Source organism: Haemophilus parainfluenzae, from assembly GCF_003252755.1.
GTDB lineage: Bacteria > Pseudomonadota > Gammaproteobacteria > Enterobacterales > Pasteurellaceae > Haemophilus_D > Haemophilus_D parainfluenzae_N.
The window spans coordinates 198,036-222,048 of the sequence record NZ_QEPT01000002.1 but is presented as its reverse complement, the minus strand read 5'-3'; the positions used below and the strand labels follow the sequence as shown (position 1 = coordinate 222,048).

The window sequence follows — 24,013 nt, the reverse complement described above, 5'->3', positions numbered from 1 at the left end:
ATGAAGCAACTTCTTGAATTTATTCCTCTTGTTCTCTTTTTCATCACCTACAAAATGTTTGGGGTGCGTGAGGCGGCGATTGTCTTAGTTATCGCGACCATCATTCAGATGGTTGTACTAAAACTGAAATATGGCATGATTGAGAAACAACAAAAAATCATGGCGATTGCTGTCATCTTTTTTGGTTTGCTCACTGCCTATTTCAATGAAATCAAATATCTACAATGGAAAGTTACGATTATTAATGCTCTCTTCGCCATTGTTTTATTGGTTGCACAATTCCAATTCAATACGCCACTGGTGAAAAAGTTATTAGGCAAAGAAATCCAATTACCGGATAATGTGTGGAACAAATTGAATTTAGGCTGGGCAGGATTTTTCATTCTGTGTATGCTTGTAAATATTTATATCAGCCAAAATATGTCTGAAGATGCTTGGGTTGATTTCAAATCTTTTGGTTTACTTGGTATGACCTTTGTTGCAACAATCGTCAGCGGTGCTTATATTTACCGTTACTTACCTAAAGATGATCAAAAGAATGATGAGGATAAATAATGGTTACAAATCTTACTGATAAAAACGGTCGTCAATCTAAAGGCGTATTATTACTACGCACCTTAGCGATGCCTTCAGACACCAATGCGAACGGCGATATTTTTGGTGGCTGGATTATGTCACAAATGGATATGGGCGGCGCAATTTTAGCGAAAGAAATTGCCCATGGCCGTGTCGTCACCGTTGCAGTTGAAAGTATGAACTTCATTAAGCCTATCTCGGTAGGGGATGTGGTTTGCTGCTACGGACAATGTCTTAAAGTGGGTCGTTCTTCTATTAAAATTAAAGTAGAAGTCTGGGTGAAAAAAGTCTCTAGCGAACCCATTGGTGAACGCTATTGTGTCACCGATGCGGTATTTACCTTCGTTGCAGTCGATGCGGATGGAAAATCTCGCAGTATTCCGCGTGAAGGTAACCATGAATTAGAGCAAGCCTTAAAAACGATTGAAGAATTACACTTAAGTTGCTAACAGGAGAAGCTATGTACTATGTAATTTTTGCCCAAGACATTCCCGGCACCTTAGAAAAACGTCTTGCTGTACGTGAACAACATCTTGCTCGTTTAAAACAATTACAAGCAGAAGGGCGCTTATTAACAGCAGGCCCCAATCCCGCCATTGATGATGAAAATCCAGGCGAAGCTGGCTTTACCGGCTCGACAGTGATTGCTCAATTTGAAAGCCTGTCGGCAGCAAAAGACTGGGCGGCACAAGATCCTTACGTAGAAGCGGGTGTTTATGGGGATGTGATTGTGAAGCCCTTCAAAAAAGTTTTCTAAATAAAACGAACTCTATACTCAAAGACGGATCTAAATATCCTTCTTTCTCTTTATATGGAATCTCCTATGCGAGCACTTAAACACACGACAATTTCGTTATTGATTTTAACCGCACTTTCAGGCTCAGCTTTGGCTAATCAGCATGCTCATAAAAGCAAAAATGAAACTGCGCCACAAATTAACCTTGCTGAAGAACAAGCCAAATGGGCACAACAACAGCATGCTCATGAATTAAAGCTGATTGAACAACGCGCCACTTTTCTGCAATTAGAGTCGCTACTTAAAAGTGCGGTCAAAAATAATCATGTTTCTAATAATGCCAAATTATTTCTTGGGCTTATTGATTCTTTAAAAGGTTATCCATTGCAAACTGATGCTATAGTGGCTTATTTGGATGCGCGTGTAAAAACCGTTAATCGCGATACGCCTCGTGAAGAAGTAAATGCATTGAGAACAGACATTGAACAATTTATTCAGCAACATTCCTCTCATTTTCTACGTGGAAAATTAGAACAAAGTATTTTTACCTTGTTCATCAATGCTGAAGATACTCAAGCTCTCGCCAAACTCACGCCTAATAATTTGGAAACACAAATTGCCGTGCTCACGGCTAAATATCAAATAGAAGCAGCCAATACTAATCAAACGGCAGAAAACCAATCAAATGACAAGAATAAATCGGCTATTTTATCTGAGTATGAACAACTTTGGCTCAACAACGCTGAGCTTCCTAATGATGCTCAGCTATGGTTAGCTTGGTATTCACAAGGTGGACGCACTGAAGAGAAGATCTATCAAAAAGCGGAAATGCTTTTTAGTAAAAATGACGCGAAAGGTCTCGAAATACTCGCTAAAGAATTAGAAAAAGTTGATGGTGCGAAAGAAAATGCTCAGGTAAATATCGATTTGGCTCTTTATTTGGATCTCTTAAAAAATCCAGCAAATCTGAAAACACTCGCTGAGAGCCTGCCATTAATTGATGGTAATACGAATAAAATTATCCATAAATTTGCCGTAGTGCTAGGTTTTGCTCGTTATTTACGAACCATTCCGGAAAATATGGATGAGCCAACCTTCACCCCTTACGAGCAATGGGCTAAGACTTGGCAATTAAACGAAACTGAATTACGTGATTGGAAAATCGCCTTTATTAGCCGTTTCTTTGATAATGAAAGTCCTAATTTTGTGCAATGGCGCGATCAAGAACTTCTCAAACTCAATGCAGATAATCTCATTGAACGTCGTTTGCGTACGGCTATTTGGCAAAAAACGGATTTATTAGGTTGGTTGAATACCCTTTCCAATGAAGCGAAGCAAAAACAAGAATGGCGTTATTGGATGGGGAAAGCACTCGAAAAAGAGAATGTCACAAAAGCCAAAGAAATATTCTCTGAATTAAGCAACGAACGCGGATTCTACCCAATGTTAGCGACAGCAAAATTATATCCTGAAAATCGTGGCGCAGGATATGATTTCGGTCAAGCAGAATTATATGTCGCGCGGAGTATTTCCGATCCCTACTGGGCACATGAATATAAAAAATTTCAACCAGAGCTCGCAGAAATTGCTGAATTACGTCAATTAGATCGATTAGGCGCTGCCAAACAACGTTGGCGTTTTCTGTTAGAAAAATTATCGCAAGAAGAACAACTACAGATTGCTTTAAGCCAATATGCGAATGAACAAAATTGGTTTGAATTAGGTGTGGATGGGTCGATTATTGCGAAAGCATGGGATTATATCGGATTACGTTTACCAAATGCTTACAGTCAATATTTTGATATCGCCCTCAGCAATGTGAATCTCAGCGCAACGGAACCTCAAGCTATTGTGGATAATCGTGTCACCAAAACTTTTGCCATGGCCATTGCTCGCCAAGAAAGTGCGTGGAATCCAATGGCACAATCTTCCGCAAATGCGCGAGGATTAATGCAGTTATTACCGAGCACTGCACAAAAAACGGCAGAAAATCAGCAACTTCCTTATAACGGTGAGTTAGATTTATTCAAACCGCTTAATAATATTTTACTCGGTACGGCGCACTTAAATGAGCTGAATGCTAAATATCCAAACAATCGCATTTTGATCGCCTCTGCCTATAATGCGGGAGCAAGCCGTGTAGAAAAATGGCTTGCGAGAGCCAATGGCAAATTGGCTATGGATGAATTTATTGCGTCCATTCCATTCTTTGAAACTCGGGGTTATGTTCAAAACGTATTAACTTACGATTTTTACTATCAACACCTACAAGACAAAGAAAAATTACAAACCTTTAGCAAAGAGGAATACGATCGGCTATACTAGTTGCACTAGTTTAATAGTATAGGATTGTTGATATGTATATTAGTCGCAATTTAGAACAATGGAATGCTTTCCTCACAACCTTGCAAACCGCATTTGAACAAGGGAAAGCACAAGATTTCTTAACGCTTCTGCTCACGCCTGATGAGCGCGATGCAGTGGGTTTGCGTTTACAAATCGTGGCTCAGTTATTGGATAAAAACCTCTCTCAACGAGAAATTCAACAAAATCTCAATACCAGTGCTGCAACCATTACGCGTGGTTCTAATATGCTCAAAACAATGGATCCGGATTTTATAAACTGGGTGAAAAGCCAACTCGATGAGCAAGCTGAAAAAAACTAAGCGAATTCTGACCGCACTTTTACCTCTTTTTCGCCCCTCTTGGTGGAAAAAAAATTGGCAACGGGTTGCGTGGCATTTTTCTCTCGCAATCCTGGCGTTTTTCGTTTGTTTTCGCTTTATCCCAGTTCCCTTCTCCGCCTATATGGCACAGCAAAAAATCGGGCACTTATTACAGTTAGATTTCAGCTATTCAATCAAATATGATTGGGTGAGCCTTGATGAAATCTCACCGAATATGCAGCTTGCGGTAATTGCTGCTGAAGATCAAAAATTCCCCCACCATTGGGGCTTTGATTTTGAGGCAATTCAAAAGGCCTTTAAATTTAATGAAAAATCTCACCGAACCCGAGGTGCTTCAACGATTTCTCAACAAACCGCGAAAAACCTCGTTCTCTGGCATGGACAAAGTTGGTTTCGTAAAGGATTAGAAGTTCCCACAACAGCATTAATGGAAATCTTTTGGTCCAAAGAACGCATTTTAGAAGTGTATTTGAACATTGCCGAATTCGGTAATGGTATCTTTGGTGTGGAAGCTGCCAGCCGTTATTATTTCAAAAAATCGGCGAAGAATTTAACTCAATCCGAAGCAGCATTACTCGCTGCGGTTTTACCAAACCCTATCATCTATAAAGTAAATAAGCCTAGTGCATTAGTTCGTAAAAAACAAAGTTGGATTATGGGACAAATGAATGGATTAGGCTTGAATTATCTAAAAGAAATGTAGATTTCCATAAAGAAAAAAACCTTGAAACTCACTTTTAAGTTTCAAGGTTTTAAATTTGGTGGAGATAATCGGGATCGAACCGACGACCTCTTGAATGCCATTCAAGCGCTCTCCCAACTGAGCTATATCCCCAAATAACGCAAGCTATGATAAATTTCGGCTGATAAACTGTCAATATTGAAATAATCAAATCCCGCTTATCAGCCTAAATATTAAGCGTTTTGAGATTTAATAAAATCAATAGCACGTTGGATGCGCGCTAACACACGTTCACGACCGATACCCATTAATGTCACATCCATTGAAGGTGATTGACCTGAGCCTGTTACAGCCACGCGTAACGGCATCCCAACTTTACCCATCCCTACTTCTAATTCAGCAGCCGTTTGTTCAATCGCTTCATGAGTAGAATGTAAATCCCAGCTAGAAAGTGCGGTCAATTTTTCTTTTACTTTTTCAAGAGGTTCAATAGCCGCCGCTTTAAAGTGTTTTTTCACCGCAGCTTCATCAAAACTTTCAAACTCTTCGAAGAAATAACGGCTTGCTGATGCCATTTCTTTTAAAGTTTTGCAACGTTCGGCAAGCATCGTCACGATTTCAGTTAACGCTGGACCATTTGAAGTATCAATACCTTGATCTTTATAGTGCCATGCTAGGTGTTTTGCCACATATTCAGATGGTAATTCACGAATATAATGGTGATTTAACCACAATAATTTTTCCGTGTTAAACGCACTTGCAGATTTACTCACGTGATCTAATTCGAAGAATTTAATCATTTCTTCACGTGTAAAGATCTCTTGGTCACCATGACCCCAACCTAAACGAACAAGATAGTTGATTAAGGCTTCTGGTAAATAACCGTCATCACGATATTGCATTACACTTACCGCACCATGACGTTTGGAGAGTTTTTGACCATCATCACCATTAATCATGGAAACGTGCGCATATACTGGAATTGGTGCGCCTAACGCTTTTAAGATATTAATTTGACGAGGAGTGTTGTTAATGTGGTCTTCACCACGCACAACGTGAGTAATGCCCATATCCCAGTCATCCACTACCACACAGAAGTTGTAGGTTGGTGAACCGTCTGTACGACGAATAATTAAATCATCTAATTCGCTATTGCTGATTTCAATGCGACCACGCACGGCATCATCAAACACGACTGAACCTTCTGTTGGATTTTTAAAACGTACAACATGTGGCTCATCGGCTGAATGATTGTGATCATGTAAACAATGACGGTCATAACGTGGTTTTTCTTTGTTTTGTTCTTGTGTATGACGTAATTCTTCTAGGCGCTCTTTAGAGCAATAGCAACGATAAGCCAAGCCTTGCTCAATCATTTCATCAATCACTTGGTTGTAACGATCAAAGCGTTTGGTTTGATAATAAGGACCATGCTCCCAAGCCAGGTTTAACCACTCCATCCCTTCAATGATTGCCGCTGTTGCTTCCGGTGTAGAACGCTCTAAATCAGTATCTTCAATACGTAATACAAACTCACCGTTGTTATGTTTTGCAAATAACCAAGAATAAAGGGCTGTACGTGCGCCACCCACGTGCAAATAACCGGTTGGACTTGGGGCAAAACGTGTACGCACTTTGACATTCGGATCTAATTCAAAAGGAGGATCAATTTTCATTTTCTTAATAACCTATTCATTTACAAAAATTACCTTTATTTTACTACGACTTGCGTGACTTCTAAATAAAAAATCTGATTTTATGCCTATTTTTGCAACAACTAGACGCTTTTTCATAAAAATATATTGACTGAAATCTCATTATACTTATAATGCCAATCCACAACATTAAGGGCGATTAGCTCAGTTGGGAGAGCACCTCCCTTACAAGGAGGGGGTCACTGGTTCGAGACCGGTATCGCCCACCACTTTTTCCAAAGTAGACTTTAATGTTGTAAAAGTTTGACCAAGCGGGCGATTAGCTCAGTTGGGAGAGCACCTCCCTTACAAGGAGGGGGTCACTGGTTCGAGACCGGTATCGCCCACCACTTTTCTAAAGTGTTCTTTCCGCTCAAACTTTCCCATTATTTAAACGCTTTTCTTATGTGGGCGATTAGCTCAGTTGGGAGAGCACCTCCCTTACAAGGAGGGGGTCACTGGTTCGAGACCGGTATCGCCCACCACTTAATTTTAGTGTTTAAATAAATCCGAATACCTTTTCAGGTGCATCGGGCGATTAGCTCAGTTGGGAGAGCACCTCCCTTACAAGGAGGGGGTCACTGGTTCGAGACCGGTATCGCCCACCACTTTTCTTAAAGTCTTTTTTAAATCAGTCAAATTAGCATTATTTCTGTTTTATCTTATAAATAAAAACGGCCACAAAATATTTCATTTTATGACCGCTCTTTTATCAATTTTTGGGATTAAACCGGTTCTAAACCTAACACTTTACGTCCGTTGATACTGGCTATATCAACCATCGCATCAAGATGTGGGAAACGACAGCCCGCAGCAAGTAAGCTTAGTTCTTGCCATAAATCCCCTTCACAAAGGGGCACCATGTAATCACAAATATTATCCGTACCTAACGCGACTGTAATCCCTTCCGGAATCATTTCATCTGCCGGAGTCAATGCATTGTGGAAAGGCATCAAATCTTCTTTGCGGTTACTATCAATCCATGCCATTGGGCAAGCAATCATCATCATTTTTGCCTGACGCATTTTTTCATAAAGTTTATAACGATATTCTCTGCTATGTGCACCGATAGAAATACCATGGATCGCCACGACTCGACCTTCCATACCATGTTCGATAGTTTTATCGCAAAGCTGTTCGGTTTCTTTTTCTTTTGGAGAGTTGAATTGGTCCACGTGTACATGACACATAATGCCTCGAGACTTAGCTGCATCAAGTAAAATATCCATTGCTTCAAGGCCACGACCATAGTCAAGCTCATCGCGATAAGGTAAACCACCAATCATATCCACCATATCAGAGCCAATATCAAACCATTTACGTGCTTCTGGCTCAATCACTCCTTTTAAGGTCTGATTCGCAAATTTTAAAATAATGTCATGCTTATAGACTTCGCGCGCTTTATGCGCAGCAATAATGGCTCGGTCTTCACAAATCGGGTCGATATCTACAAAAGTCCCAAATGCCGTCACCCCTTGGGAAATCATCAACTCAATCGATTGACAGAAACGGGCGTAATAATCATCAACACTTGATGTACGTTTAACTTCGTCCACTAAATCCCATTTTTGTTGAAGATTACTGTTGTGGTAAATGCCAATTTTTTCGGGTGTCATTGTAAAAGCACGATCTGCGTGAGCATGAGCATTAACCCAGCCACCTTTTTTAATAATTTCGTCTCGAATAAACGTTTTAAAGCTACGAACGTGATTTCTCATAATAACTCCACCAAAAAAGAAAGGAAAAGAGAGACGAGAAGTGTATTAATTGAAAAGCAAACCCAATAAGGATCTGGTCTATTGTGAATTGTTTGCAATGTTATGAAAAATTCGCAGATTTTAATTAATAACATCTTTTCAGTCTTTCAACTGAGTGCAAAGTATAAAATTTTAAGCACAAAAAAGCTATCTATTTATTGACAAAAGAACGCTCTTGTTTAAAGACATCTAAGAACAAGCCGAGCGGTGGGCGGCTTGAAGATTGCTCGGTATAAGTGCGGTCAAATTTCTTATAGTTTCCTTTGCGATCAATATGATACTGTGTGCCATCCGGCTGAATAATGACATTCCAACGGAAATTCGATGCCAACACCCAAGAATCACCATTAAGTTCAAATAAATTGCGACCTTGTGCATAATCCGAAACTGGATTTTTCACTTTAAAGATCGACGACATCAATGCCGGTAATAAATCAGTATGGCTTGTTAATTTAGAGACTTCTTGCACCGGCAAATCTTTCCAGTAAACAATAAACGGCACTTGGATTTCATCACGACCGAAATAGTTTTCTTGTGCTTTTTCATTCAGTTTATTAAACGTTTTACCATGCTCTGCCGTAATAATAACAATCGTATTATCTAAGGAAACTGATGTTAACGTGTCATCAATTTGTTGATCAATCTCCGCAAGCGATTTTGTGTAATTTTCTTCCGCTTGATCCGCAACATCTAAATCCACATAAGCAAACCAAGGTTTATCCTCTTTTAAGAGAGATAAAACGCTATTTATCGCTTCTTTTGGTGAAGAGGCTTTCACTTTAGGTAATTTCACATTACGGAACAAGGCTTGTTTAAATAAGCTGTCTTTAAATGCTGTAGACGAATAAGCGACAAATTGATATTTCTCGTCTTGTAACTTTTTAATTAACACCGACGGTGTGTGATTACTCAAAATACTGTCCGTATAATTTGCATTCAGTCCATAGAATAAGCCCACTAGGCCGGCATTGTTCGTATTGCCGCTACTGTAATGATTCGTAAATTGAGTAGAACTTGTGGCAAATTCAAACAATTTAGGCATTTTCTCGCTAGTCAGTGCGTCATAACGTAAACCTGAAACGGTAATCACGAGGATATTTGGTTTGTTCTCAACTTGCTCAAACTGAAGGTCTTTTTTCGGATAATCAAGTTTTAATGCATCTAAACGCCCTTCTTGCTCTAAGCGCTGAGAGTATGTTTCCGCATTAATAAATCCTTGTTTTTCCAAAAAAGTTCGAGCAGTCATTGGATAAGAAAGCGGGAAATTAGAACGCTGCATGGTAATCGGACGATATAAAAAGGCATCCGCCCAAGCGTAAATTAAGTGTGTCGCGACAAACGTGGAAGTCAGCACTAATCCCACTTTCTTCAGCCATTTCTGACGTTCTAAGCTACGTAATTTTTCCCAACTCCAACGGGAGAAAAGCATTTGGATTAGCAAAATAATCGGCATTGGCGCAAAGAAAATTTGCCAATCCCGTGAGAGATCGCCCTTTTCAGGGTTCACTAACAAATTCCAAACAATAGAAGAAAGGTGGATATTAAAGCGGTTAAATACTTCTGTATCAAACAGCAGTAATGTGGTGCAAATTGTCGCAATAATCACCGTTAGGCCACGGAAAGTGCGGTGATTTTTGATGATAAAACTCAGTGGAAAAATAACCAGCAAATACAGGGCAAAAACACAAAAGCTGAAATGGCCTAATAAGCTGATGAAGAAATAAATTTTGCCGAGTAATGTGTCGGGCCAGTCAATGAGAAAGGCATAACGACTGCCAATAAGAATTGCGATGATAATGTTAAAAAAAGCAAACCAATGTCCCCACGAAATTTTTCGTGAGGTTTCTTCACGGTATTCACGCCCGTTGAATTTGCTCTTTTTAAACCAAAACATTTTATTTTATTTTTACCGAATTCATTAAAGAGTTGGCAAAGGCTTGAGCTAAAGCTTCACGCTGTGCGGCTGGCACGCTAGTGGTCAATAAATTACTGGCCATATTGCCTAAAGCGATAAGAGAAAGATCAACGGGTGCTTTGTGAGTTTCAAGTACGCTAATCATGTCGTTAATGATGGCATTAACTTGCCCATCTGAATACTTTGAATGTTGAGCCATTTGGAATGTTTAAGCCTGTTCTAAATACAAAAAACTTCTCATATCATACCCGATAATTTGTCCAATCTGAATAATTTCTTTTTTCTTGCTTAAAAAGTGCGGTTATAATTTAAGGTAAATTTTACGAAGGAAAAAATTATGAGCATTACGGTTAATCAAATCGTGCTACATCAACTAGTTAAGCACGCTGAAAATGAAACCACTATGATGGAAAGCGTGTTGCGTGATGAACTTCTCACTATTACGCCAGAAGTCGAACAAATGATGTTGCAACTACATCAAGGCTATCAAAATAAAGGTAAAGCATTTGGTGTCTTCCAAGAAAATTCCATTTTCGCACAAGATCTGAATCGTTTATTAGAAAATGAAATCAATTTTTTAAATTTCAGCCAACAATCCACAAAATTATTAGCGCAAGAATTGGGCAAATATAATTTTGCTGATAGTGGCACACTAATCCTATGTCAATACAACTTTTTAGCAACTGACTACCTATTCATCGCACTATTAGATAGTCGTATCAGCATGTTAGTTGACGAAAATCTTGAAATTCGCCGTACGGAATACTTAGATATCACACAATTTGATATTGCTGCACGTATAAACCTAACGGATTTGCAAGTAAACGCAAACTCAAACCGCTACCTTACTTTTATTAAAGGTCGTGTTGGCCGTAAAATCAGTGACTTCTTTATGGATTTCTTGGGGGCGGAAGAAGGTTTAAATCCACAAGTTCAAAACCAATGCTTATTACAAGCAGTAAGTGACTACTGTGAACAGGGTGAATTGAATAAAGAACAAACTCAAGCAGTGAAAAAACAGGTATTTGAATACTGTAAAGGTCAATTAGCAAGCGGTGATGAAATTGCCTTAACTGAACTTTCAGCGAATTTACCTACTCTAAACGAGCGCCCTTTTGTTACCTTTACAGAAGAGCAAGATTACGGCTTGGAAGAAACAATTCCGCCAGTACGCTCAGCCTTAAAAACATTAACGAAATTTTCAGGTTCAGGTAAGGGGGTAACATTAAGTTTTGATGCGGATTTATTGAATAACCGTATTGAATGGGATCCACTCACAGATACTTTAACAATCAAAGGGATACCACCAAATCTGAAAGATCAACTTCAAAAAGCATTAAAGTGCGATAATTAATTTGGCAAGATCATAAAGTTTCGGTATCATTCGACATAACTTTGCAGTAAAAGGTAAAAAATATGCAATTAAGAACATTTTTAGGTGTAGTTGTTTTAGCATTAAGTTTAACTTCTTGCTCAACGGTACAAAAAGTCGTTTATCGTATTGATGTTCCACAAGGTAACTATTTAGAAGCATCGACGGTAGCACAAGTAAAACCGGGCATGACAGCGCAACAAGTACAATATTTACTTGGCACACCGGTTTTAATTGATCCTTATAGTAACTTAACTTGGTATTACGTATTCTTACAACAACACTCTTACCAAAAACCTGAACAACACACATTTACGGTGAAATTCGATCAGAACGGTTTAGTAAGCAGTGCAGAATTAGATAAGCCATTACCAGAAGTGGCAAAACAAGATGAAAATAATACTATTATGAGCACACCTGAAAATGCAGGTAAGAAAAGCTGGTGGAAATTCTGGTAATCATTAAAAAATAACACCTGCTTGTCATATCAAGCAGGTTCGTTGTATTACAAGGGAATGAAAATGTCAAAAATTCTATTGGTTGATGATGATATTGAACTAACAGATTTACTTGCTGAAGTTTTACGACTGACAGGTTTTGAAGTCGAGGTCGCCAATAATGGCCAAGAAGCGCTAGATAAGCTAAATGAAAGCCATCAGTTAGTGTTATTAGATATCATGATGCCTGTATTAAACGGGATTGAAACACTCAAGAAAATTCGCCAAACATCAAATGTCCCTGTGATGATGCTTACCGCACGTGGTGAAGAGATCGATCGTGTTCTTGGCTTAGAACTTGGTGCCGATGACTATTTACCAAAACCCTTTAACGATCGTGAACTGGTTGCTCGCATTAAAGCCATTTTACGTCGTGCTACGCCAGTAGAAAAAGAAAATACTCAAAATTCGACTGCACTTTCATCAGAAGAAAACACATTGGAATTTTGTGGTTTAGTGCTTCACTTAGGCCTTCAACAAGCCTCTTATAACGGTCAAGATCTTGGTCTAACCGGCTCTGAATTTGCTCTACTTCATAAACTGGTACTTCGCCCTGGACAAATTGTCTCTCGTGAAGAATTAAGCATGAATGTACTTGGCAAACACCTTTCTCCTTTTGATCGCTCGATTGATATGCACATGTCAAACTTGCGCAAAAAACTTCCAGAAAGAGACAATGGCTTACCATGGCTGAAAACGCTACGTGGTCGTGGTTACTTATTGGTTTGTGAATAATGCTTATCAAAAAATTCAGCTTAAATCAGCTTACGATACGCACATTTACTGTCTTTTGGTTGGCATTCTTTGCCATGACCGCACTTTTAGTCGCACTCCCTTATTTTGATAGCCGCTTGTATTCTGACTTGAATCAAAATGAAATATCGAGCTATCAAAAGAAGCTCGTTGAATCAATTCGTAACAATAGAATCAATGGTATTCTCGCAGGCGTTCCTGTACTTCCAACTGATAAATTCGACTCTGCTCGCCCAGTCATCATGACGCCTGAAAAAGAAATCTTCGGCGCTTTAGGCGAAGAAAGAATACATATTGCTCAGTTCGCCCAAGAATCAAGTAACTTCGCCCAGCCACAACGTAAAACCTTTAAAGATATTCAAATTTCAGGACCTTTTAAAGTCTATATTGGGGATGCGGAACAATCCTCCGAATTATTCTTTGTGTCTCGAGCAAATGGTCAACAAGAAATTTTACGATATATGCTTGACCACCCTTGGGTCTTATTGCTCTTAACCTTAATTATTACAACGCCTTTACTTTGGTGGTTTACGCATACCATCGTCAAGCCTATTACCAATTTACAAAAGGCGGCTAATAGCGTGGCGTTAGGAAACTTTAAGGTTGATAATGAATTAGCGAATCATGGTCCAGCAGAATTACGAGAAGTAGGACAAAGCTTTAACAAGATGTCGATTGCGATTGATAATCTGATTTCAAACCAACACAATCTGCTTTCATCTATTTCTCATGAATTAAAAACACCGTTGACGCGTTTGCAACTTTCCACTGCCCTGGTTCGTCATCAAACAGGGGATATTGAACCAGTTAAACGCATTGAGAAAGAAATACAACGAATGGATAAAATGATCAGCGAGTTGTTACTCATTTCTCGCCAACAAATGCATTCTCAAATGGAGCACAATTTATTTTCTATTGATCAACTCTGGGACGATATCATAAAGGATGCTCTATTTGAAGCTGAGCAACGAAAAATAACTTGTGATGTGAATATCTCTATCTTACATCCTGAAAAGCACATGATTTATGGTAACCTTAGCTTACTTACCAGTGCAATTGAAAACATTGTTCGTAATGCATTGAAATACACCAAAGACCGTATTTTTCTCACTATTAACTTACAAAAAAATGAAGAGGATGAGAACAGCCTACAAATTAGAGTGGACGATAATGGCTTAGGGTTACCACCTGAAGAATTTGATAAAATCTTTAAGCCATTCTATCGTGTAGATGAAACACGAACACGAGCCACCGGCGGAATAGGATTAGGGTTAACCATCGTTTATAACGTGGTTAATGAGCACCATGGAAAAGTATGGGCAGAATCCAGTAATTTAGGTGGGCTTGCTGTCACGATTCAACTTCCATTATGGAAACAAGACTAATCCAAACAAAAGGCGATATTTTCATATCGCCTTTTTCTTATCTAATTTTCACTCGTTTTAATCGCAATGCATTGGACAGCACAGAAAGCGAACTCATCGCCATGGCTGCACCGGCCAGGACAGGACTTAAATAGCCCAATGCGGCAAGTGGAATACCTAGCACATTGTAAATGAGAGCAAAGAATAAGTTTTGCTTAATATTCTTTAATGTTGCTCGGGAAATCATTAATCCATCAACTAACTGATTAACCGAATGCTGCATGAGTGTCGCCGATGCAGTTTGCTCTGCAACATCAGAACCCGATTTCATCGCAAAGCTTACGTTAGCCATTGCTAATGCGGGTGCATCATTTACACCATCACCAACCATTGCAACCACTTTTCCTTGCTGACGTAATGTTTCAACATAGGCCGCTTTGTCACGTGGACTACAATTACCCCGTGCGGTTTTCACACCAACTTGCTGAGCAACATAATCAACGACAGATTGCTGATCGCCACTCATTATCACCACATCAATATTATGTTGATGTAAACGCTGAATCGCTTGCAAACTATCCTCTTTTAGACTGTCGGCTAGTGCAAATGCACCTATTGGGTTGTTATCTACAGATACCGCAACAATACTCGCAATTTGCCAAATTTGAGGCATATTATCTGGTAAGATTAATTCACAATAAGCCGGCTTACCGACTTTAACCAAACCTATTCTATCAATATGAGCAGAGATGCCCTGCCCGGCTTCTGAATGAACTGAAAGTGCGGTCGGAATTTCAAGTGATTTTTCCTGCGCCGCCAAGACAATCGCTTTAGCTAAAGGGTGATTGGCGTTTTGTTCGACGGAAGCCGCAATGCGATATAAATCCTCCTCAGAATAGACCGCACTTTGAGGTTGCCAAACAGCAGAGATTTTGAGGTCTCCATGAGTTAGCGTACCTGTTTTGTCTAATACCACCGTATCCACATGGGCCGCCTCCTCCATGGATGCCGCATCCTTAAACCAAATCCCTGCATTTACTGCTTTGCCCATACCGACCATAATGGCAGCCGGTGTGGCAAGCCCTAAAGCACAAGGACAGGCAATGACTAACACCGCAACAGAATGAATTAAGGCGGTTACCCAATCTCCTTTTATCCACCAAGTCAATCCAAATGTTAGTGCCGAAATCAATAACACGGCTGGTACAAAGACAGAAGCGACCTTATCAGCAAAACGAGCAATCGGCGCTTTTGTACCTTGCGCCTCAGAGAGCGCTTTCATCATATCGCCTAATAGTGTTTGCTGGCCGAGTTGATTGGCTCGATAAATAAGGCTACCTTGTGTCACCATTGCTCCCGCAAGTACAGGGCTTTGAGATATTTTTTCTAATGGTTGAGATTCACCGGTTAAATGACTCTCATCGCACCAACCACTTCCTTGTTCAACAATGCCATCCGCAGCAATACGTTCACCTTGATTAGCCCGTAAAATATCGCCTATTTTTACTTGGTCTAGAGGAATCGTTTCCCAACGATTTTCACGTTGAACACTCACTTGTTTTGGGGTGAGTTGTAATAATAATCCTAAACTGTTTAAGCTTTGTTTCTTCGTTCTTTCCTCAAGAAATTTCCCTAGGCTGACAAAACCAATTACCATCACCGATACTTCAAAATAGACATGAGATGTGCCATCATGCCCCATTGACTGATGATAAAACAGCATAAAGACCGAATAGAGATAAATCACCAACGTACCAGTACTTACCAGTACATCCATATTGGCCAAACCACCTCGAATACTACCAATCGCACCTTTATAAAAAGGAATGGCTAACCAAAGTTGCACAATGCTCGCAAGAACAAATTGCCACATTGGTGGAATCATCCAAGAATGATGATTAAACATCATCCCGATCATTCCGATTAAAAAAGGAATGTTAATGAACAAAAGCAACCATAAACGCGGACTAATCTTCGTTTCATTAGGTGCGCTAGGCAGCACATTTTGCTTTAGAATGCCATTAAATCCCGCTTTTTGAATAATTGTCAAAATATCTTGTTCTGAAGCCTGAGATGAATCAAATACTACGTGCGCTTCCTCTGCCGCAAAATTCACGCCCGCGTCAGAGACAAAATCATTTCGATTCAATACTTTCTCAATCCTATTCGCACAGGATTGGCAGGTCATCCCCTCGATTTGAATGACTATTTTTTTATTCTGTTGCATCAAAACCTGCCTCTTCAATTGTTTCAATTAATTGTGCAATACTAACCGCACTTTCATCAAAGGTAATCTCTGCTTTACCGTCATCAAGTGTTACAACCGCTTTTTCTACACCATTGAGCTCTTCCAACACTCTTGTAACGCTTTTCACACAACCACCACAAGTCATTCCTGTTACATGTAATGTAATTAATTTCATATTTACTCCTTAATTATTGATATAGATTGAAATTGAGCTTACTATAAACATTAACACAAGGTTAAGGTCAAGGATTTTTTTATGAACATTAGTGAAGTGGCAAAATTAGTGGGTTTATCAAGTAAACAAATTCGGGATTATGAGAAGTCCGGCTTATTAAAGCCAGCACAGCGAAGCCTTTCTGGTTATCGCCATTATGAAGAAAAGGATTTAGAACGACTACGTTTTATTCGTCACTCTCGAGATGTAGGGTTTTCACTCCAACAAATTCACCAGCTTTTGCAATTACAGGATAATCCCAATCGCAGTAGCCGAGAAGTTAAAGCACTCACGACGCAGCATATTAAAACATTGAATGAGCAAATTCATCACTTGCAAAAAATGGTAGAGGAATTGGAGCGATGGCATAACGCTTGTCAGGGCAATGACTGCCCTGAATGTAGTATTTTGGAAGGGTTAAAAGGATAAAATTAATATTCCCAGCTTTCAGGATCGATGCCTAAATCACGCATAATCTCTTTGGCATTTTCAGGAATCTCATCATGGCGTTCTTTCATTAAATCTGCATCAGTCGGTAATGGCTGACCAGTAAAAGCATGCAAGAATGCCTCACAAAGCAATTCACTATTTGTTGCATGGCGCAAACTTTTTAACTGACGACGAGTACGCTCATTTGTCAGAATTTCCAATACTTTAATCGGAATAGAAACTGTAATTTTTTTGACTTGTTCACTCTTTTTGCCATGTTCTGCATAAGGGCTAATATATTTGCCATCCCAGTTTGCCATAATGCACCTTAAATAACCTGATAATTTGTCTGTATTTTAATGAAAAATAAGCAAAATAACAATCTAGACGGCTAAAAGTATAGCAATCTAGATAAGATAAATAAAAACCACCTTTCGGTGGTTTCAATCAATTATAAGGTTTTTGCAAGATCTTTTAGGAAAGCTTTAAACTCTTTGCCTAATTTATCATGACGAAGACCATATTCTACAAAAGCTTCCATATAGCCAATCTTATCACCACAGTCAAAGCTTCTTCCAGTCATATGGAATGCTTCAACGATCTCTTTCTCTATAAGCATATCGATCGCATCCGTTAATTGGATTTCATCCCCCACACCAACAGGTGTTCTTTCTAATAAATCCCAGATTTCAGCAGAGAATACATAACGACCTACAACCGCAAGATTTGATGGAGCATCTTCAACAGAGGGTTTTTCAACAATGCTGTTAATTTTGACGCTATCACCACCTTTTAACTCTACGCCACCACAATCAGCAATACCATAGCTACTCACTTCATCAGCGGAAACAGGCGCTACCATAATTTGGCTCGCTTTGGTTTCTTTGAAACGTTTAATCATCGCAGAAAGATTTTCTTTCTTTTGATTTGCCGTAAAATCCGCTAAAAGCACATCAGGTAAAACCACTGCAAATGGTTCGTTTCCAACGACAGGACGACCACATAACACCGCATGACCTAAACCTTTAGCATTGCCTTGACGAACATGCATAATAGTTACATCTTTAGGGCAAATAGAACGAACCTCTTCCAAAAGTTGACGCTTAACACGTTTCTCAAGCATGGTTTCCAACTCAAAAGACGTATCAAAGTGGTTTTCAATTGCATTTTTAGAAGAATGTGTGACTAACACGATTTCTTTAATTCCTGCTGCGACACACTCATTCACAACATATTGAATCAGTGGTTTATCCACAAGCGTTAACATTTCTTTTGGAATCGCTTTTGTTGCGGGTAACATTCGAGTACCTAAACCTGCTACGGGAATAATGACTTTCATTGATTTTCCTTTTTATTTAAATATGGAATGACCACACTTCTCTGAAAAAGTGCGGTCATTATTTATTAAACTTTGATAGATTTAAGTTGGAAAAGTTCCTTCTCTACCCTTTATCACTGAAATTTCCGTTATTTTAAATTTTGCAAACCAATGGGTTTAATTTTTGAAAAAACGTTAATTAAAGTATAAACAGAATGTTAAAACATTCATAAAACTCGTAAACCTAAGATGTGCCGTCTACATGTTCATCTTTTGACTGCAGAATTCGTTGGTAAATTTCCTCTCGGTGAACAGATACTTCTTTAGGCGCTTGCACACCGAGTTTGACTTGGTTTCCACGTACACTCAAAACCGTGATAGAAATATCGTCCCCAATAAGAACACTTTCGCCAACTTTTCGAGTTAAGATTAACATCTTTTATCTCCTTAGTTTGCATTTATTAGATATCCCTATCAATCAAGTAAAGATCGGCATCCCACCGACCTGCTTGTACTACAGATTATTGCTTAACCAGTTTTTTGCGACTGTTAATGCTAAACTCACATTTTCTGGTTGGGAGCCTCCTGCCATTGCCATATCAGGGCGACCACCGCCTTTTCCACCAACTTGCTGAGCCATTAAATTCACTAGCTCACCGGCCTTCACTTTAGTAGTTAAATCGCTTGTTACGCCAACGACAAGGTTGACTTTACCATCTAAAATAGATGCAAATACAATTACGCCTGAACCAAGTTGATTTTTCAAATCATCAACCATCACACGTAACGATTTAGTTTCAATTCCGTCTAGTTGATGTACGATTACAGAAATATCGTTAATTTTAACCGCACTTTTCACTAAATCGGAACCCGCCTGCATTGCGGCTTTTTCTTTTAATCCCTGTAATTCTTTTTCAGCTTTCTTCGCTTTATCTTGAAGTTGCTGAATTTTCTCAACAAGGGTATTAACGTCAGATTTAAATAAATCTGCACTTTGAGTAAGAATACGTTGTTGGTTATGTAACCAATTAATTGCATTTTCACCCGTTACCGCTTCAATACGACGAACACCTGCTGCAACTGCAGTTTCCGCCACAATTTTAAATAAACCGATATCACCGGTACGTTTAGCATGAATGCCACCACAAAGTTCAATGGAGAAATCTCCCATTGTTAAAACACGTACTACATCAGCATATTTTTCACCGAATAACGCCATTGCACCTTTTGCTTTTGCCGCTTCGATATTCATCACGTCCGTTTGAATTACAAAATTCTCACGTACTTTTTGGTTTACCAACGTTTCAATTTCGTTAAGCTGTGCTTTGGTAATCGCTTCCGGATGAGCAAAGTCAAAACGTAATGCGGTATCGGATACTAATGATCCTTTTTGCACTACATGGTGACCTAAAACTTGACGCAATGCAGCATGTAATAAGTGTGTTGCAGAATGGTTAAGTGATGTTTGATGACGTCTTTCTGCATCTACAACCGCATTGACTGTTTGTCCGACTTTTAAAGTACCTTGTTCTAACTCACCAATATGACCGAACACTTGACCATATTTTTGAGTATCTTTTACATTAAACTGAACACCTTGAGAGATTAAATAACCACTATCGCCAATTTGACCACCTGATTCTGCATAGAATGGGGTATTTTCTAAAATAACGACAGCACTTTGACCTGCAGTAATATTGTCTACTGATTTACCATCATGGAAAAGTGCGGTCACTTTGGCTAAAGATTCTGATTCAGTATAACCTTCAAATTTCGTTTCACCTTCTACGCGAATAACATTATTGTAATCCATGCCGAATTGGCTTGCAGATTGAGCACGTAAACGTTGTGCTTCCATTTCACGCTCAAAACCTGCTTCATCAATTGCAATATCACGCTCGCGACATACGTCAGCGGTTAAATCAAGTGGGAAGCCATAAGTATCATAAAGTTTAAAGGCAACTTCACCTGACAACACACCATCTTTCACTTGAGCAAGCGCATCGTCTAATAAGCTTAATCCGCGCTCTAATGTACGAGCAAATTGCTCTTCTTCTAAACGAAGTAATTTTTCGACATTGGCTTGTTTTTCTTTAACTTCTTTGCCAGCTTCCGCCATGACTTCAATTAAAGTCGGCACAAGTTTGTAGAAGAACGCTTCTTTAGCACCTAACAAGTGACCATGACGTACCGCACGACGGATAATACGACGTAATACATAACCACGACCTTCGTTTGATGGAATCACACCATCTGCAATTAAATATGCACAAGAACGAATGTGGTCTGCAATTACGCGTAATGATTTATTGGTTAAATCTGTTGTCCCTACGATTTCTGCTGTTTTCGCAATTAATTTTTGGAAAATATCGATCTCATAGTTAGAGTTTACGTGCTGTAATACGGCAGAAATACGCTCTAAGCCCATCCCGGTATCAACAGATGGACGTGGTAGTTTTTCCATTGTACCGTCTGCTTGACGGTTAAACTGCATGAACACCACGTTCCAGATTTCGATATAGCGGTCACCGTCTTCTTCTGGTGAGCCTGGAGGTCCACCCCAAATATGATCACCGTGATCGTAGAAAATTTCCGTACATGGACCACAAGGACCTGTGTCACCCATTGCCCAGAAGTTATCTGATGCATAAGGCGCACCTTTGTTATCACCGATACGAATAATACGTTCTGGTGGCACACCAACTTCTTTATGCCAAATATCATAAGCTTCATTATCAGTTTCATACACGGTTACCCATAATTTTTCTTTTGGTAACCCGAGCCATTGTGGAGAAGTCAAATACTCCCAGGCAAAATTAATCGCATCATGTTTGAAATAGTCGCCAAAACTGAAGTTGCCGAGCATTTCAAAGAAAGTATGGTGACGAGCTGTATAACCTACGTTTTCTAAATCATTATGCTTACCACCTGCGCGCACACAACGTTGTGCAGTTGTCGCACGTGAGTAAGGACGTTTATCCATACCAAGGAACACGTCTTTAAATTGGTTCATCCCGGCATTGGTAAAAAGCAATGTCGGATCATTTTCAGGCACAAGTGAACTACTTGCGACGACCTGATGCCCCTTGCTATGGAAAAAATCAAGGAATGACTGTCTAATTTCTGCTGTTGTTTTCATTGATAAAACCTTGTGTCTCTATCTCGATCACGATTTATAAAATAAGCTTACTATTCTTGCATATTTTGACCTAGAGAAAAAGGCTTTTTCACTGATCTTAAAAAAGAAAACCGCACTCTACTGCATTGATTGAGAAGTGCGGTTAAAATTTACGTTATTTTAATAGAGCTAAAATAATTTTTGATCACTATTCGTCGCGAAGTGGCACAACCAACATATCAATTTTAATGGTATTCATCACTTGACGTGTTGAAGACATTAATTTACTCCAGAAATCTTGGTGATGACCTGTCACTAGTAGATCTACATCATACTGATCAATAGCATCCGTCAAAACTTGACCTAAATCACCGCTACCGCTCAATTTTTCTTTTATTGGATAACCAGCATGTTCGGCTAAATTAATTAGCGCTTTTTGGGTTTCGCTCGAGATTCTATCTTGCATTGATGACATATTGACATCAATTAAACCAGTATAGAGATCCGAGAAGTTTACATCTACATGAATAATGGAAAGTTGCGCATCATTACGTTTTGCAATTCCCACGGCTTTTTTGAGTAGAAATTCACTTTCATCAGAAAGATCTACCGCCACTAAAACGTGTTTGTACATAATCGACTCCTTACTGATTTGATTGGTCTTTTTTATCTAACAGTATATTAGCACCTTAACTGCACAAAAAACTTGCACTAGATCACAATTTTGAGAATTCTTCTCAATTTTTCATTAAATTTTCAATGTCATCGATTTCTTTTGGTGCCGCCGCGGTCAGATTTTTATTGCCATATTCAGTCATTAGCAAGTTATCCTCAATACGCACACCAATGCCTTTATATTGAGCAGGCACATCCGCCTCTTCTGAAATATAAATACCTGGCTCAACAGTGATGATCATCCCCACTTCAAGCGTGCGGCTACGATCATCATCATAGCGGCCAACATCGTGCACATCCAAGCCAAGCCAATGGCCTAAACCATGCATATAAAATTGGCGATAGGCTTTTTCTTCAATCAGCTTATCTACATCCCCTTTCAGGATACCTAAATCCACCAAGCCTTGAGTTTTAATACGGATCACTTCATCATTCGCCAGTTTAATTGAATTACCTGGCACTAATAACTCAATCGCGCGTTTTTGTGCTTTTAAAACTAATTCATAAATCTCACGTTGTGGCTGAGTAAATTTACCATTTACAGGGAATGTACGTGTGATATCGCCTGCATACATAGCAAATTCACAACCTGCATCAATTAACACAAGATCGCCATCTTTCAAAGGTTGATCATTTTCGGTGTAGTGCAAAATACAGGCATTATCGCCCCCGGCAATAATGGAATTGTAAGACGGAAATCTTGCCCCATGACGATTAAATTCATGCAGAATTTCGCTTTCAATTTCATATTCAAAACGATTTGGGCGAGTCACTTGCATCGCTTTAATATGTCCGAACGCAGTAATCTGTCCCGCTTGTTGCATTAAGCGAATTTCGTTTGGAGATTTGATTAAGCGCATTTCACTTAACATCGGCTGCCAATCAAAAACAGCGTAAAATTTCACCGCACTTTCGGCTAATAATTTATCACCCCAAGGATGACGATCGGCCACATGATAAAGTGCGGTCAATTTTTCCGTTAATTTTGGAAATTCTGTTTTAAAATCATCGATAGAATAGGCTTCATCGACATTAAGTTTTTGCGGTGCGCGCTCAACACCTAATCGGCGACCATTCCAGGTTTCAAGTAAAGGATCTCGCGGACGAAGAAATACCACCGCCTTTTCAGCCTCTTCCGTTTTAATCAATAACAACGCTGCATTTGGCTCATTAAAACCCGTTAAATACCAGAAGTAACTGTCTTGACGGAAAGGAAAATCGCAGTCGTTATTACGACGTTTTTCAATTTCGGAAAATAGCAACAAAGCAGAATTTGGCTGCATTTGTGCTAACACTTTTTGACGACGTTCAGTAAATTCTTCTTGCGGTAATGCCGCCATATATGCGAGATCCATGTTTCGCTCCTTTTAATGTAATATCGGTTTTATTTCTTGCGCATCATCGTTGAAATGGGTGTAAAACAACATCGCAATGGTGCGAACATATTCAATAATTTCTTCTAATGCTTCGGCAAGTTCTTCTTCATCATCTTCTTCATCATAACCAAGCTGACAAATATCTTGTAAATCATCTACCGCTTCGCCAATTTCGCCTTTTTCCTTATCCAATTCTGTCTGAACAAGACCTAAACCCAGTAAAAATTGGTTTGCCCAATCTGATAAACTGTCTGCACGGGCAAACACGCTCTCATCTTCTGTTAATCCCAATTCAAAATCAAACCCTTCTACGTCCCCTAAGGTTTTACCAATCTGCTCATAGATTTCGGTAATCGGCTGAATTAATGCGGTTGGATAAGCGTGGTTATCGTTACTGAATTGATATAAAAGTGGTAACCAACTTTGGTCTTTCAGTCCACCACAAATTAAGCCGCTTAAAAAACCATGTAATTCAGTTGCATTAATACCAATACCGGCAGATTTGAGTTGTTGATTAAGTTCAGTTTGGGAAATTGTCATTGTTATACCTATAAAATCATCGAAAACCATTAAAGTGTAGCACCACACAAATAAAAATGCGA

At 39.2% G+C, this 24,013-nt stretch carries 24 protein-coding genes and 5 tRNA genes; 15 read left to right on the top strand and 14 right to left on the bottom strand.

Annotated features, from left to right (window positions below):
- The 6 genes from DPV95_RS03375 to mtgA all read left to right on the top strand — a co-directional run bounded on the left by DPV95_RS03375 (position 1) and on the right by mtgA (position 4,702).
- Positions 1 to 555 (top strand): septation protein A, encoded by a 555-nt coding sequence (locus tag DPV95_RS03375; RefSeq protein ID WP_111406647.1) that lies wholly within the window; start codon positions 1 to 3, stop codon positions 553 to 555.
- Positions 555 to 1,025, top strand: a complete 471-nt coding sequence (gene yciA, locus DPV95_RS03370) for an acyl-CoA thioester hydrolase YciA (protein WP_049368042.1) — start codon at positions 555 to 557, stop codon at positions 1,023 to 1,025. Before DPV95_RS03375 ends, yciA begins: the two co-directional genes overlap by 1 nt.
- 11 nt (positions 1,026 to 1,036) lie before the next feature.
- Complete coding sequence (locus DPV95_RS03365) at positions 1,037 to 1,333, top strand: YciI family protein (RefSeq protein WP_049368043.1); 297 nt, start codon at positions 1,037 to 1,039, stop codon at positions 1,331 to 1,333.
- 66 nt (positions 1,334 to 1,399) lie between these two features.
- Entirely contained in the window at positions 1,400 to 3,637 is a 2,238-nt protein-coding gene (locus DPV95_RS03360; protein ID WP_049368044.1) for a transglycosylase SLT domain-containing protein, read from the top strand.
- A 32-nt stretch (positions 3,638 to 3,669) separates the two neighbouring features.
- On the top strand, positions 3,670 to 3,978 hold the full coding sequence (gene trpR, locus DPV95_RS03355) for a trp operon repressor (RefSeq protein WP_049368045.1): 309 nt from the start codon (positions 3,670 to 3,672) through the stop codon (positions 3,976 to 3,978).
- A complete protein-coding gene (mtgA, locus tag DPV95_RS03350) occupies positions 3,956 to 4,702 on the top strand; it encodes a monofunctional biosynthetic peptidoglycan transglycosylase (RefSeq protein ID WP_049368046.1) in 747 nt (248 codons plus the stop codon). The genes trpR and mtgA overlap by 23 nt, the downstream gene beginning before the upstream one ends.
- A 56-nt stretch (positions 4,703 to 4,758) precedes the next feature.
- Here mtgA and DPV95_RS03345 read toward each other — a convergent pair.
- Positions 4,759 to 4,834: transfer RNA gene (locus tag DPV95_RS03345), tRNA-Ala, on the bottom strand.
- Positions 4,835 to 4,914: 80 nt separating this feature from the next.
- Entirely contained in the window at positions 4,915 to 6,357 is a 1,443-nt protein-coding gene (gene gltX / locus DPV95_RS03340) for a glutamate--tRNA ligase (RefSeq protein WP_049368047.1), read from the bottom strand.
- Positions 6,358 to 6,529: 172 nt separating this feature from the next.
- Here gltX and DPV95_RS03335 point away from each other — a divergent pair.
- From DPV95_RS03335 to DPV95_RS03320, 4 genes are all read left to right on the top strand, one after another.
- Positions 6,530 to 6,605, top strand: a tRNA-Val gene (locus DPV95_RS03335).
- A gap of 44 nt (positions 6,606 to 6,649) precedes the next feature.
- Positions 6,650 to 6,725 (top strand) — tRNA-Val (locus DPV95_RS03330).
- A 59-nt stretch (positions 6,726 to 6,784) separates the two neighbouring features.
- Positions 6,785 to 6,860, top strand: a tRNA-Val gene (locus DPV95_RS03325).
- A gap of 47 nt (positions 6,861 to 6,907) precedes the next feature.
- Positions 6,908 to 6,983, top strand: a tRNA-Val gene (locus tag DPV95_RS03320).
- Between the two features lie 117 nt (positions 6,984 to 7,100).
- On the opposite strand, the gene DPV95_RS03315 is transcribed toward DPV95_RS03320, so the two are convergent.
- The 3 genes from DPV95_RS03315 to DPV95_RS03305 form a co-directional block, all read right to left on the bottom strand.
- The gene (locus DPV95_RS03315; RefSeq protein WP_005696743.1) at positions 7,101 to 8,093 is read right to left on the bottom strand and encodes an amidohydrolase family protein; all 993 of its coding nucleotides are present in this window, start codon (positions 8,091 to 8,093) and stop codon (positions 7,101 to 7,103) included.
- A 190-nt stretch (positions 8,094 to 8,283) separates the two neighbouring features.
- Complete coding sequence (locus tag DPV95_RS03310; protein ID WP_111406646.1) at positions 8,284 to 10,026, bottom strand: DUF3413 domain-containing protein; 1,743 nt, start codon at positions 10,024 to 10,026, stop codon at positions 8,284 to 8,286.
- A gap of 1 nt (position 10,027) precedes the next feature.
- Complete coding sequence (locus DPV95_RS03305; RefSeq protein ID WP_005698664.1) at positions 10,028 to 10,246, bottom strand: YejL family protein; 219 nt, start codon at positions 10,244 to 10,246, stop codon at positions 10,028 to 10,030.
- Between the two features lie 138 nt (positions 10,247 to 10,384).
- On the opposite strand from DPV95_RS03305, the gene yejK reads away from it, so the two are divergent.
- The 4 genes from yejK (at position 10,385) to cpxA (ending at position 14,054) form a co-directional block, all read left to right on the top strand.
- Positions 10,385 to 11,401 (top strand): nucleoid-associated protein YejK, encoded by a 1,017-nt coding sequence (yejK, locus tag DPV95_RS03300; RefSeq protein ID WP_005696747.1) that lies wholly within the window; start codon positions 10,385 to 10,387, stop codon positions 11,399 to 11,401.
- A 62-nt stretch (positions 11,402 to 11,463) separates the two neighbouring features.
- The gene (bamE, locus tag DPV95_RS03295; RefSeq protein ID WP_049375738.1) at positions 11,464 to 11,877 is read left to right on the top strand and encodes an outer membrane protein assembly factor BamE; all 414 of its coding nucleotides are present in this window, start codon (positions 11,464 to 11,466) and stop codon (positions 11,875 to 11,877) included.
- Positions 11,878 to 11,940: 63 nt separating this feature from the next.
- Positions 11,941 to 12,651: a response regulator gene (locus DPV95_RS03290; RefSeq protein WP_111406645.1), complete on the top strand. Its 711-nt coding sequence runs from the start codon at positions 11,941 to 11,943 to the stop codon at positions 12,649 to 12,651.
- On the top strand, positions 12,651 to 14,054 hold the full coding sequence (gene cpxA / locus DPV95_RS03285; protein WP_111406644.1) for an envelope stress sensor histidine kinase CpxA: 1,404 nt from the start codon (positions 12,651 to 12,653) through the stop codon (positions 14,052 to 14,054). Before DPV95_RS03290 ends, cpxA begins: the two co-directional genes overlap by 1 nt.
- Positions 14,055 to 14,091: 37 nt before the next feature.
- On the opposite strand, the gene DPV95_RS03280 is transcribed toward cpxA, so the two are convergent.
- Both DPV95_RS03280 and DPV95_RS03275 read right to left on the bottom strand, forming a co-directional pair.
- Positions 14,092 to 16,260, bottom strand: coding sequence for a heavy metal translocating P-type ATPase (locus DPV95_RS03280; RefSeq protein WP_111406643.1), 2,169 nt, complete (start codon positions 16,258 to 16,260; stop codon positions 14,092 to 14,094).
- The gene (locus tag DPV95_RS03275) at positions 16,247 to 16,456 is read right to left on the bottom strand and encodes a heavy-metal-associated domain-containing protein (RefSeq protein ID WP_005699760.1); all 210 of its coding nucleotides are present in this window, start codon (positions 16,454 to 16,456) and stop codon (positions 16,247 to 16,249) included. Before DPV95_RS03275 ends, DPV95_RS03280 begins: the two co-directional genes overlap by 14 nt.
- Before the next feature lie 81 nt (positions 16,457 to 16,537).
- Here DPV95_RS03275 and cueR point away from each other — a divergent pair, with 81 nt between their 5' ends.
- Entirely contained in the window at positions 16,538 to 16,924 is a 387-nt protein-coding gene (gene cueR / locus DPV95_RS03270; RefSeq protein ID WP_005699815.1) for a Cu(I)-responsive transcriptional regulator, read from the top strand.
- A 2-nt stretch (positions 16,925 to 16,926) separates the two neighbouring features.
- Here cueR and metJ read toward each other — a convergent pair whose 3' ends face one another.
- From metJ to DPV95_RS03235, 7 genes are all read right to left on the bottom strand, one after another.
- Positions 16,927 to 17,244: a met regulon transcriptional regulator MetJ gene (gene metJ, locus DPV95_RS03265; protein WP_005696757.1), complete on the bottom strand. Its 318-nt coding sequence runs from the start codon at positions 17,242 to 17,244 to the stop codon at positions 16,927 to 16,929.
- A 131-nt stretch (positions 17,245 to 17,375) separates the two neighbouring features.
- Entirely contained in the window at positions 17,376 to 18,263 is an 888-nt protein-coding gene (gene galU / locus DPV95_RS03260) for a UTP--glucose-1-phosphate uridylyltransferase GalU (protein ID WP_005699830.1), read from the bottom strand.
- Positions 18,264 to 18,486: 223 nt separating this feature from the next.
- Complete coding sequence (gene csrA / locus DPV95_RS03255; protein WP_005698601.1) at positions 18,487 to 18,678, bottom strand: carbon storage regulator CsrA; 192 nt, start codon at positions 18,676 to 18,678, stop codon at positions 18,487 to 18,489.
- Positions 18,679 to 18,756: 78 nt separating this feature from the next.
- Complete coding sequence (alaS, locus tag DPV95_RS03250) at positions 18,757 to 21,381, bottom strand: alanine--tRNA ligase (RefSeq protein WP_111406642.1); 2,625 nt, start codon at positions 21,379 to 21,381, stop codon at positions 18,757 to 18,759.
- A 187-nt stretch (positions 21,382 to 21,568) separates the two neighbouring features.
- Positions 21,569 to 21,994, bottom strand: coding sequence for a universal stress protein UspA (uspA, locus tag DPV95_RS03245; RefSeq protein ID WP_005698692.1), 426 nt, complete (start codon positions 21,992 to 21,994; stop codon positions 21,569 to 21,571).
- A gap of 103 nt (positions 21,995 to 22,097) precedes the next feature.
- On the bottom strand, positions 22,098 to 23,390 hold the full coding sequence (pepP, locus tag DPV95_RS03240) for a Xaa-Pro aminopeptidase (protein WP_049367869.1): 1,293 nt from the start codon (positions 23,388 to 23,390) through the stop codon (positions 22,098 to 22,100).
- A 12-nt stretch (positions 23,391 to 23,402) separates the two neighbouring features.
- Positions 23,403 to 23,951, bottom strand: coding sequence for a YecA/YgfB family protein (locus DPV95_RS03235; protein ID WP_049367870.1), 549 nt, complete (start codon positions 23,949 to 23,951; stop codon positions 23,403 to 23,405).
- Between the last annotated feature and the right edge of the window lie 62 nt (positions 23,952 to 24,013).

Excerpts from the sequence above, each read along its gene's own strand:
- DPV95_RS03310 (WP_111406646.1), bottom strand. The coding sequence starts at position 10,026 with ATGTTTTGGTTTAAAAAGAGCAAATTCAACGGGCGTGAATACCGTGAA.
- DPV95_RS03290 (WP_111406645.1), top strand. The coding sequence starts at position 11,941 with ATGTCAAAAATTCTATTGGTTGATGATGATATTGAACTAACAGATTTA.
- DPV95_RS03305 (WP_005698664.1), bottom strand. The coding sequence starts at position 10,246 with ATGGCTCAACATTCAAAGTATTCAGATGGGCAAGTTAATGCCATCATT.
- pepP (WP_049367869.1), bottom strand. The coding sequence starts at position 23,390 with ATGGATCTCGCATATATGGCGGCATTACCGCAAGAAGAATTTACTGAA.
- csrA (WP_005698601.1), bottom strand. The coding sequence starts at position 18,678 with ATGTTAATCTTAACTCGAAAAGTTGGCGAAAGTGTTCTTATTGGGGAC.
- cueR (WP_005699815.1), top strand. The coding sequence starts at position 16,538 with ATGAACATTAGTGAAGTGGCAAAATTAGTGGGTTTATCAAGTAAACAA.
- DPV95_RS03315 (WP_005696743.1), bottom strand. The coding sequence starts at position 8,093 with ATGAGAAATCACGTTCGTAGCTTTAAAACGTTTATTCGAGACGAAATT.
- galU (WP_005699830.1), bottom strand. The coding sequence starts at position 18,263 with ATGAAAGTCATTATTCCCGTAGCAGGTTTAGGTACTCGAATGTTACCC.
- yejK (WP_005696747.1), top strand. The coding sequence starts at position 10,385 with ATGAGCATTACGGTTAATCAAATCGTGCTACATCAACTAGTTAAGCAC.
- DPV95_RS03375 (WP_111406647.1), top strand. The coding sequence starts at position 1 with ATGAAGCAACTTCTTGAATTTATTCCTCTTGTTCTCTTTTTCATCACC.
- gltX (WP_049368047.1), bottom strand. The coding sequence starts at position 6,357 with ATGAAAATTGATCCTCCTTTTGAATTAGATCCGAATGTCAAAGTGCGT.
- metJ (WP_005696757.1), bottom strand. The coding sequence starts at position 17,244 with ATGGCAAACTGGGATGGCAAATATATTAGCCCTTATGCAGAACATGGC.
- DPV95_RS03275 (WP_005699760.1), bottom strand. The coding sequence starts at position 16,456 with ATGAAATTAATTACATTACATGTAACAGGAATGACTTGTGGTGGTTGT.
- DPV95_RS03280 (WP_111406643.1), bottom strand. The coding sequence starts at position 16,260 with ATGCAACAGAATAAAAAAATAGTCATTCAAATCGAGGGGATGACCTGC.
- bamE (WP_049375738.1), top strand. The coding sequence starts at position 11,464 with ATGCAATTAAGAACATTTTTAGGTGTAGTTGTTTTAGCATTAAGTTTA.
- DPV95_RS03360 (WP_049368044.1), top strand. The coding sequence starts at position 1,400 with ATGCGAGCACTTAAACACACGACAATTTCGTTATTGATTTTAACCGCA.
- yciA (WP_049368042.1), top strand. The coding sequence starts at position 555 with ATGGTTACAAATCTTACTGATAAAAACGGTCGTCAATCTAAAGGCGTA.
- cpxA (WP_111406644.1), top strand. The coding sequence starts at position 12,651 with ATGCTTATCAAAAAATTCAGCTTAAATCAGCTTACGATACGCACATTT.
- trpR (WP_049368045.1), top strand. The coding sequence starts at position 3,670 with ATGTATATTAGTCGCAATTTAGAACAATGGAATGCTTTCCTCACAACC.
- uspA (WP_005698692.1), bottom strand. The coding sequence starts at position 21,994 with ATGTACAAACACGTTTTAGTGGCGGTAGATCTTTCTGATGAAAGTGAA.
- DPV95_RS03365 (WP_049368043.1), top strand. The coding sequence starts at position 1,037 with ATGTACTATGTAATTTTTGCCCAAGACATTCCCGGCACCTTAGAAAAA.
- DPV95_RS03235 (WP_049367870.1), bottom strand. The coding sequence starts at position 23,951 with ATGACAATTTCCCAAACTGAACTTAATCAACAACTCAAATCTGCCGGT.
- alaS (WP_111406642.1), bottom strand. The coding sequence starts at position 21,381 with ATGAAAACAACAGCAGAAATTAGACAGTCATTCCTTGATTTTTTCCAT.
- mtgA (WP_049368046.1), top strand. The coding sequence starts at position 3,956 with ATGAGCAAGCTGAAAAAAACTAAGCGAATTCTGACCGCACTTTTACCT.